The sequence below is a fragment of the Kutzneria sp. 744 genome, assembly GCF_000568255.1.
Lineage (GTDB): Bacteria > Actinomycetota > Actinomycetes > Mycobacteriales > Pseudonocardiaceae > Kutzneria.
Window position 1 is genome coordinate 3,689,215 of the sequence record NZ_KK037166.1, and the last position, 7,226, is coordinate 3,696,440.

Annotated in this window: 8 protein-coding genes and 1 pseudogene; all 9 read right to left on the reverse strand. The window is 70.0% G+C overall.

What is annotated here, in order from left to right; translation table 11 throughout:
* Window positions 1–57: 57 nt before the first annotated feature.
* Window positions 58–927, reverse strand: a complete 870-nt coding sequence (locus KUTG_RS16465) for a TIGR03943 family putative permease subunit (RefSeq protein ID WP_043717862.1) — start codon at window positions 925–927, stop codon at window positions 58–60.
* On the reverse strand, window positions 924–1,931 hold the full coding sequence (locus KUTG_RS16470) for a permease (RefSeq protein WP_043717865.1): 1,008 nt from the start codon (window positions 1,929–1,931) through the stop codon (window positions 924–926). The genes KUTG_RS16465 and KUTG_RS16470 overlap by 4 nt, the downstream gene beginning before the upstream one ends.
* Complete coding sequence (locus tag KUTG_RS16475; RefSeq protein WP_043717868.1) at window positions 1,928–2,284, reverse strand: hypothetical protein; 357 nt, start codon at window positions 2,282–2,284, stop codon at window positions 1,928–1,930. The genes KUTG_RS16470 and KUTG_RS16475 overlap by 4 nt, the downstream gene beginning before the upstream one ends.
* Before the next feature lie 253 nt (window positions 2,285–2,537).
* Window positions 2,538–3,310: pseudogene (locus KUTG_RS16480) on the reverse strand (isoprenyl transferase).
* Window positions 3,300–3,938 (reverse strand): GNAT family N-acetyltransferase, encoded by a 639-nt coding sequence (locus tag KUTG_RS16485; RefSeq protein WP_052394710.1) that lies wholly within the window; start codon window positions 3,936–3,938, stop codon window positions 3,300–3,302. The pseudogene KUTG_RS16480 and the gene KUTG_RS16485 overlap by 11 nt, the downstream one beginning before the upstream one ends.
* The gene (gene recO / locus KUTG_RS16490) at window positions 3,919–4,746 is read right to left on the reverse strand and encodes a DNA repair protein RecO (RefSeq protein ID WP_052394712.1); all 828 of its coding nucleotides are present in this window, start codon (window positions 4,744–4,746) and stop codon (window positions 3,919–3,921) included. Before recO ends, KUTG_RS16485 begins: the two co-directional genes overlap by 20 nt.
* 12 nt (window positions 4,747–4,758) lie before the next feature.
* Entirely contained in the window at window positions 4,759–5,136 is a 378-nt protein-coding gene (locus KUTG_RS53525; protein WP_232240824.1) for a DUF2752 domain-containing protein, read from the reverse strand.
* Window positions 5,133–5,624: an RDD family protein gene (locus tag KUTG_RS61320; protein ID WP_052394714.1), complete on the reverse strand. Its 492-nt coding sequence runs from the start codon at window positions 5,622–5,624 to the stop codon at window positions 5,133–5,135. The genes KUTG_RS53525 and KUTG_RS61320 overlap by 4 nt, the downstream gene beginning before the upstream one ends.
* Before the next feature lie 508 nt (window positions 5,625–6,132).
* Complete coding sequence (era, locus tag KUTG_RS16505) at window positions 6,133–7,047, reverse strand: GTPase Era (protein WP_043717871.1); 915 nt, start codon at window positions 7,045–7,047, stop codon at window positions 6,133–6,135.
* Window positions 7,048–7,226 lie beyond the last annotated feature (179 nt).

Below are 7,226 nucleotides of genomic sequence, written 5' to 3' on the forward strand. Positions count from 1 at the left end.
CCTCGGCCTCGGGTGCTCTCACACCCCACGGTCGGAGCCGCCGGCCGTTTCTCTACATCAGTACTCGTACGGATCGCCGGGTGTGCCGATCTTCTTCACGGTGGTCACGTCGAACACCGGCACGTAGTTGTCGGCCTGCACGGCGGAGTCGGGGCGCACCCGGCCGGTGACGGTGATCCACTCGTCGTCGGCGAGGCCCTCGGCGCCGACCATGCGGGCCTTGACCGGCATGGCGTCGGCGGCGCAGCAGGTGATCACCAGCCGCGCCACGTAGACGCCGGCGGGGTCGTGGACGACGAAGCCGGTGAGCTCCAGCGTGCGGCCGTTCAGGGAGTTCGTGGCGTCCCAGGCCGCACGGGTGGCGACGTCGGCCATCCGCATCGGCACCACCGACCCGGCCGGCAGCGGCGGGAACTTGGTCTTGATCACCTGGTCCTGCCGTTGCTCACTGGCCACGGTCCGCCCACCGGCCCGGTTCACGGAGTCGGCGCCGAGGGCCGGCGGGGCGATGAGGAAGATCGCCAGCACCGGCATCAGCAGCATCCACGCGCTCCGGGCGGCGCCGTGGGAGTGGCCGTGCGCGTCGCTGTGTACAGCGGCAAGGTCGCCGGAATGCCCATGATCATGACCAGCGGGGTCGCCGTGGTCGGGGGCCGTGCCGTCGAGCGTGAGGACGGCAGCCGGGACACGGGCGGCAGAGCCGTCGGCCTCCACACCGGCGACAGCGCCCGGGGCGCCCGCGCGGCGGGACTTGAGGATGTCGGTGACGATGGCGATGCCGGCCAGCAGGACCATGATCCCGCCGGAGAGGACGAGATAGGGCTGCAGGCCGGGCTTGACGTAGTTCAGGTACGTGCCGTTGAGGGCGATCTTGAGCAGGGCACCGCCGAGCAGCACGAGCAGGATGTTCTGGGTTTCCCGCCTCATGACACGCCTCCCAGCAGGACGAGGCCGGCGACGGTGCCGGAGAGGACGGCGACGGCGAAGGCCAAGGGGGCGAAGCGCAGCGCGAAGGCCTTGCCGAAGGTGCCGACCTGCAGGGCGATGAGCTTGACGTCGACGGCGGGGCCGACGACGAGGAAGACCAGGCGGGGCAACAGCGGCAGGGCGGACAGGGAGGCGGCGACGAAGGCGTCGGCCTCACTGCAGATGGCCAGCACGACGGCGAGCAGGGCCATGACGATGATGCCCAGCACCCACTGCCCGGAAAGGGACTCCAGCAGGGAGGACGGCACGAGCACGTTCAGGGCGGCGGCGGTGAGGCCGCCGACGACGAGGAAGCCGCCGGCCTCGACGAGGTCGTGACGGGCGGTCTCGGCGAACACGGCCCACCGGGACGAGCTGCCGGTGGGCAGCCGTTCGAGGGCACGGGAGGCGATCCACGAGAGCTTGCCGAAGCGGGCCCACAGCCAGCCGGTGACGACGGCGGTCAGCATCGACCCGGCGAAGCGGGCCAGGACCATCTCCGGCCGGCCGGGGAACGCCACGGCGGTAGCCACCAGCACGACAGGGTTCACGGCCGGCGCGGCCAGCAGGAACGCCAGGGCCACGGAGGGGGCGACGCCCTGCTGCATGAGCCGGCGGGCGACGGGCACGGAGGCGCACTCGCAGCCGGGCAGGGCGACGCCGGCCAGCCCGGCGACGGGCACGGCGAAGGCGGACCGCCGGGGCAGGACCCGCCGCAACGCCTCGGCCGGCAGGAAGGCGGCGATGGCCCCGCTGATCAGGGTGCCGAGCACCAGGAACGGCATGGCCTGCACACACACGGCGACGAACACCGTGGAGCCGGTCCGCAGCGCGGGGATGTCCAGGGCGTCAACGAGCTGGCCCTGAAACACCAGGGCCAGCACGAGCACGACGCACAGCACCTCCAGCGAGGTGATGCGGCGGCGCGGTGGAGAGACGGCGGGCCGCTCCGTGGTGGCCGTCATCCTTCGACGCTGGCCAGGAGGTCGGCCCGCAGCTGGGACGCGGTGGACACGACCAGCATGAGGATGGTCGACAGCGGCGAGGGCTCAAGGTTGTCGGCGGGGAAGGCGTACCGGAGGGTGACGTCCATGCCCCGCTCGGTGTGCACGACCCCGAGGGTGCCGAACAGCCCCTGACCGGCCCGCTCGGCGGCGGAGACGGCCAGCGCGGGGTCGTCGGGGAGGTCCCAGGCGACCACGCAGGTGAGGCTGAGCATGGTGAGGCCCTCGGCGAACTGCATGGCCTGCACGGCGCAGGGCACGTCGCCGTGGCGGAAGCTGAGGGCGCCGTCGTCGTCGACGTGTAGGGCTTGAATGGTGTTGTTCGATCGGTGATTGCCTCACCACAGAGCACATGTTCAGTTATGTGAACCATGCAGTACCAGCTAATCACCACAGCGGCATGTGTTAGTCTATCTTCGCGTGGCGAGCTTCGCAAATCTGGGGGTGCCAGTAACCTCTAAGCTACTAAATGTGCCCTGGTCCTCGAAATAAGCTGGTGGTGCGAGTCCGAATCAAAACAACAGTAACTGAGACCATAGAGGACTAGTCTTCAATTATCTCCCGGGGCTACCGCTGGCCTACAACTACGCATGCCAAACTAGATTTGTCACGGCGGTAGAAGTCGGGCCACAGGATGTCCTGGAACACGAGCTCGGCGTAGGCGGACTGCACAGCATGAAGTTGGAGATGCGCTGTTCGCCGGAGGGCCGGATGAACAGGTCCACGTCGGGCATGTCGGCGTGGTAGAGGTGCTTGGCCAGGGTGCGCTCGTCCACCTTGTCGGGGTTGATCTTGCCGGCGGCGACCAGGCGGGCCACCTCGCGTGCGGCGTCGCCGATCTCGGCCCGGCCGCCGTAGTTGACGCACATGGTCAGGTTGAGCACATCGTTGTTCCGGGTGCGCTCCTCGGCCTTCTGCAGCTCGTTGACGACGCTGGGCCACAGCCGGGGCTTGCGCCCGGCCCACCGGATCCGCACGCCCATCTCGTCGAGCTCGTCGGTGCGCCGGTGGATGACGTCCCGGTTGAAGTTCATCAGGAACTTCACCTCGTCGGGGCTGCGCTTCCAGTTCTCGGTGGAGAAGGCGTACAGCGAGATCCACTTGACGCCGAGCTCGATCGCGCCCCTGGCCACGTCGAGCACGACGGCCTCGCCGCGCTTGTGGCCCTCCACGCGGGGCAGGCCCCGCATGTTGGCCCAGCGGCCGTTGCCGTCCATCACCAGTGCCACGTGTTTGGGCACGAACTCCAGCGGAATCTTCGGCGGACGCTCGCCGCTGGAGTGGGGGTCGGGCGGCCTCACGGTGGGGTCGTTGCGTCCGCGCAGCTGCCTACGCAGCATCAGGGCTGCTCCTCACGATCGGGACGGGGGTGCCTCCATCCTGCCCGAACCGTCGAAGCGGAGTCCCATCACGGTGCCGGCGCCGGGCCGATCCAGGACCTCGAAGTCCAATTTGTGGTAGAAGGCGATGGCCCGGGTGTTGGTGGCGGACGTGCTCAGATGCACGCCCGGCGACCCCGCCGGCCCGCAGCCGGTCGAACAGGGCGTCCAGCAGCTTGGTGCCCCAGCCCTGGCGCCGCGTGCGGGCGTCGAGGTTGATGTGCAGGTGGGACGGATACTCGGCAGCGGCGGCCGGCAGGTAGCGCTCCGGGTTGTGCAGCGACAGCACGAGCGAGGAGTGCCGGTCGGTCTCCTGCTCCGGTTTCGGGTACAGGTCGGCGAACCTGGGTGTCCATTCGGCCCGCCAGCGGCGGTAGAAATCCACTGTGTCCAGTGCGCCCACGGCATAGCCGGCCACGCCCTCGTCATCGTCGATGACGAAGCAGAACTCGGGCGCCAACGTCAGGTACGGGTCGGCGAAGACGTAGCCGATCAGGTCCAGATCGTCGAGCTCGCGCTTGGTGGCCGTGTCGAGGCAGATGTCGTGCACGGCCTTGAGATCGCGGGGCTCAGCCGGTCGCAGGATCAAGGTTCTCCCCCATTGTCTGACGATCGGCCACCACCGTCCGGATCTGGGCGGCGAGCCGGTCGATGGCGGTGGCCGACACGCGGCGCTCCACCAGCGGCAGCGAGTGCAGCTGCCGTTCCAGATGCCATTGCAGATGCGCGGCGACCAGGCCGCTGGCCTCGCGCTTGCTGGACACCTGGGTGCGCTCGACCAGGGCCCAGTCACCGTGGGTGAGGGCGTCGAGCAGGCTCAGGGTCTCGCAGGCCGGGCTGGCCGAGCCGGGCGGTCGGCAGGTGCCGCACACGGAGCCGCCGGCGGGCACGCTGAACGCGGCGTGCGGGCCGGGCGTGCCGCAGCGCGCGCATTCGGTGACGGCCGGCGCCCAGCCGGCGAAACCCATGGCGCGCAACAGGAAGGCGTCGAGCACGAGGCCGGCGTCACGCTGCCGGTCGGCCAGCGCCCGCAGCGCGCCGACGACGAGCATGTACAGCCGCAGCACCGGCTCGCCCTCCTCGGCGGTGAGCCGGTCGGCGGTCTCCAGCACCGCGCAGGCCGCCGTGTACCGGGCGTAGTCGTCGACCAGGCCGATGCCGAAAGCGTCGAGGGTCTCCACCTGGGTGATCACGTCGAGCGTCCGCCCGGTGTAGAACTGCACGTCGACGTGGCAGAACGGCTCCAGCCGGGCGCCGAAACGGGAAGAGGTGCGGCGCACGCCCTTGGCCACGGCGCGGATCTTGCCGTGCCGCTGGGACAGCAGCGTGATGATCCGGTCGGCCTCGCCGAGCTTCTGCACCCGCAGCACGACACAGGTGTCTCGGTACAGGCTCACCCGTCGATTATCTCAGACCTGGAGCCCGGGGAACGCGACGTCGCGGACCAGCCACCACGCGACGGTGGCGATGCCCAACGCGACCAACGCGTTGCGGCGAACCGCCCAGGACGGAATCCGCAGGCCCAGCTCCGTACGCCCGAGCAAGAGAGCCCACGGCGGCCGGCAGCAGGACGAGGACGGCGAAGGCGTTGAAGCGCAGCGCGCCCGCCAGTCGCCGTGCAGCAGCGAGCCCAGCGCTCGACTGCCCCCGCAGAAGGGGCAGTCGGCGCCGGTCATCGCGTGGAACCAGCACGGGATGCTGACGATCCCGGTGCCGAGCAGGGCCCCGGCCGCCGCCGTCACGGCGACGACGGCCGGGGTGACCCGCAGTCGGACGAGGGTCGTCACTTGGTGGCGATCACGATCGTCTTGGCGCCCTTGTCGTGCCAGCCCTGACGGCGGCCCTGGTTGTCGAAGAACGGCGACAGCTCGCACAGCAGCACCCACAGCGAGCCGATGCACGGCACGATCGCCGCCGGGTACAGGATCGCCCAGCGGATGATCGACGGGGTCCAGCCGGGGATCTGGCCGTCCTGGGTGCGGATCACGCGGACGCCGGCGATCTGCTTGCCCAGCGTGGCGCCGCGCAGCGCGATCATGGTGACCTCGTAGAGGATCTCCAGGATGATCAGCGTCAGCGGCAGCGCGAAGGCGGTGCCGAGGAAGCCGAGGCCCGCGGCGGCCGGGCCGCCGGTGATCTGGCCGGTGTTCTCGTCGATGGTGTACGAGCTCGCCGCCGAGGAGAACCAGGCCACGATCACCACGAAGTACAGGATCGAGGCCGGGATGCCGACGATGAGGCCGTCGATCACGCGGGCCAGGAACCGCTGGCCCATCGAGGCCAGCCGGACGGTGCCGATGCCCGGGAGCTGGATGTAGTCCAGCCCGCCGCCGGCGCCCTGGGGCGCGCCCGCGTACTGCTGGCCGCCGTAGGGCTGCTGGCCGTAAGGCTGCTGGCCATAGGCCGGCTGCTGCCCGTACGGCTGCTGCGGCGTGCCGTAGGGCGGCGAGGGCTGGCCGAACTGTTGCTGGTTCGGGTCGTACGGCTGCTGCTGGGCCTGGCTCGGGTCGTACGGCTGCTGAGGCTGCGCCCCGTACCCCGGCTGGCTGAAGCCCGGCGGCGGCGTCTGCGGCTGCTGCCCATAAGCGGCTGCTGTCCGTACGGCGGCTGCTGTCCCTGCGGGTCGAAGCCGGGGGGCGGTGTGGTCACTAGGTACTCCTGGACTGGGGTTTACCTGCCAAAGCGCACGAACTATAGGGCGCGTTACGGGTGGACCCCGGGCATTTCACGCAACTCGCGGCCAGTTCTTTACCGAGCCGCGTCGTTCCGCCCCTTGGGGCAGCCTAGAAGCCCAGACGGCGGAGCTGTTTGGGATCCCGCTGCCAGTCCTTGGCGATCTTCACGTGCAGATCGAGATAGATCCGCGAGCCGAGCAGGCGCTCGATCTGGCGGCGCGCGGTGGTGCCGACCTGCTTGAGGCGCTCGCCCTTGTGACCGAGGATGATCGCCTTTTGGCTGGTGCGCTCCACGAACAGGTTGGCGTGCACGTCGATCAGGTCGTCGCGGCCCTCGCGCGGGCGCATCTCCTCGACCACGACGGCGATGGAGTGCGGCAGCTCGTCGCGCACGCCCTCCAGCGCGGCCTCCCGGATCAGCTCGGCGACCAGCGTGGCCTCCGGCTCGTCGGTCAGCTCACCGTCCGGGTACAGCCGCGGCCCCTCGGGCAGCCGGGCCACCAGCAAGTCGGCCAGCGTGTCGGTCTGGAAGCCGTCCTGGGCCGAGACCGGGATGAGCTCGGCGAAGTCCATCACCTTCTGCAGCGCCAGCAGCTGCTCGGCCACCTGCTGCTGGGGCACCAGGTCGGTCTTGGTGACGATGCCGATCACCGGCGTGCGCTTGCCGATCTTGGCCAGCTCGGTGGCAATGAACTTGTCGCCCGGGCCCACCTTCTGGTCGGCCGGCACGCACAGGCCGACCACGTCCACCTCCGACCAGGTCTCCATGACCAGGTCGTTGAGCCGCTGGCCGAGCAGCGTGCGGGGGCGGTGCAGGCCGGGCGTGTCCACGATGATCAGCTGGGCGTCCGGGCGGTGCACCACGCCGCGGATGGTGTGCCGCGTGGTCTGCGGCTTGCTGGACGTGATCGCCACCTTGGCCCCGACCAGCGCGTTGGTCAGCGTCGACTTGCCGGCGTTGGGCCGTCCGACGAAGCAGGCGAAACCGGAACGGTGCCCGGCAGGGGTGCTGTCGCTGGTCATCGTCCCATTCTCGCTGGTTGCCCCGAGCGCGCTCAGTGGGGGCAGCTAGTGCCGGCGGGGGACGATGTGCTGTGGCTGTGAAGGGGGCCTTCCCACACTCCGAGTGGAGGAAAGCCCCCTTCCGAACAGGAACTGAGGTCTCAGCGGAGGGTGTCGAGCACGGCGCCGGAGGGGTCGGC

Coding starts and splice junctions, on each gene's coding strand:
- KUTG_RS16465 (WP_043717862.1), bottom strand. CDS start 927: ATGAGGCGGGAAACCCAGAACATCCTGCTCGTGCTGCTCGGCGGTGCC.
- KUTG_RS16470 (WP_043717865.1), bottom strand. CDS start 1,931: ATGACGGCCACCACGGAGCGGCCCGCCGTCTCTCCACCGCGCCGCCGC.
- KUTG_RS61320 (WP_052394714.1), bottom strand. CDS start 5,624: ATGGGCCAGCGGTTCCTGGCCCGCGTGATCGACGGCCTCATCGTCGGC.
- era (WP_043717871.1), bottom strand. CDS start 7,047: ATGACCAGCGACAGCACCCCTGCCGGGCACCGTTCCGGTTTCGCCTGC.